The following is a 1,604-nucleotide window of genomic DNA, read 5'->3' as shown; positions in this document are numbered from 1 at the left end:
TTCTCATTAAATCAAAATGCAATGAAATTAACAAAAGTTTGGTTATTACCATATAAACCAAATATCAGTGATCACATTATTATTAAAATGCAAAGTCCCTTAGTAGTAAGAAACTATACTGATAATGGCCAAGAATATTTAAGTATTGAAGATGATAATTTTGAAGAAATTCTTAATAAAACTGTAAATCGCTTTTTAAATGATATTTCATTAAAAGATGAACAAGTACAGATCAAGGCGATAAAAGCCAAAAGAACTGTGATGAGTTTATTTAGATTTAAGGCAAATGCAACGTTAGGTGTATTTGAAATTAAAGGTGATCTAAAGGCAATTAGTGCATTATCTTTGTCAGGCATTGGCAGTTATCGTGGTGCAGGTGCTGGGATGTTTAAAATAATTGGATAATTTAATTGAAAGGAGGTTCTTGTGTGGATGATTATATTGAAATCTTAACGGGAGACTTTTTAAAGAATTCAGGGATAGTCGCATTTATTTATTTACTAAAAGAAGATCATGCTAAGGAAAATGATGATTATATTATTGATGGAAATAGACTACAAGTTAAAAAAGAATATTTGAAAAATACTAATCTTACGAATCTTTATTTTCATTGTATGGTTAAACGCTATCAAAATGAAACACCTATACCTAAAGTCATCGAAGAAATTGAAAATATTTTAAGAAGATTAAATTATGAAAATATTGATGAAAAAGATATTCAAGATAGATTATCATTTATTTCTGATAAATTAGGTGCAGCTAGTTTTAAAACTGGAATAAATAGTATTAAAGATGAAGTTGAAGATAGTGATATTTATTTCAGTGTTATTAATAAGAGTTTTAAAAAATCAAAGATAGATGATGAATTGAAGAAAAAATTATTAGAATTGAAAGAATTTCTAACTATTGACATAGTTTTTGAAACACTTTGCTTTAAAAGCATTTGTTATAATATAATTAATAAATTTTGGGAAAAGAGTTTTTTATTAAGAAATAATGCTAAGAAAAACATGAAAGAATGTTATGAAGCTGATTTTGTTAAACCTTTAATGAATTATTTAGAAATTGATACTGATAAAATGAATGATCAATGTATTGATTGTGGCAATTCAATAAATAACAAATTTAGCATACCGATTTCTTTTATGAAAGATTTTGCAGATGATTTAGTAAGAAAAAAATCTGCTTTATTTAATTTTAATATGGATATGAATTTGTGTCCAATTTGTGCATTTTTATATTCATTGGTACCATTAGGTTTTTTAAAATATAATCGTGATTATATTTTTGTAAATCAAAACGGTAGTGTTGAAGAATTGTGTCGAGTAAATGCTTATAATATTGAACATACCAAAGAAAAATTACAGGAAGACTATCAATTGCGTGATAAATATCAAAAGATTTATCAGATGATTGAAGAATATGCATTGGAGACACAAAAATTAACTAATAACAATATTCAAATTATTACTAGAAGTATTAAAGATAATGATCAGGTTAAATATGAATTTGATATATTGGATAATTATTTAATAGAAATCGTTAGGGATCAGTATATTTCAAAAACATTAGAATATTTTAAAAAGAAAAATGTTGTTAAAATA

The 1,604-nt window shown here is 24.6% G+C and carries 2 protein-coding genes; both read left to right on the top strand.

Annotated elements, in window-relative coordinates:
* A partial coding sequence (locus tag ACLR9T_RS14610; protein WP_413110175.1) for a CRISPR-associated endoribonuclease Cas6 occupies positions 1 to 405 on the top strand: 405 nt, incomplete at its 5' end.
* A 23-nt stretch (positions 406 to 428) separates the two neighbouring features.
* On the top strand, positions 429 to 1,604 hold a 1,176-nt coding region (locus ACLR9T_RS14605; RefSeq protein WP_413110174.1), incomplete at its 3' end, for a hypothetical protein.

It is taken from the genome of Thomasclavelia sp. (genome assembly GCF_047249845.1).
Lineage (GTDB): Bacteria > Bacillota_I > Bacilli_A > Erysipelotrichales > Coprobacillaceae > Thomasclavelia.
This window is presented reverse-complemented; position numbering and strand designations above follow the sequence as displayed.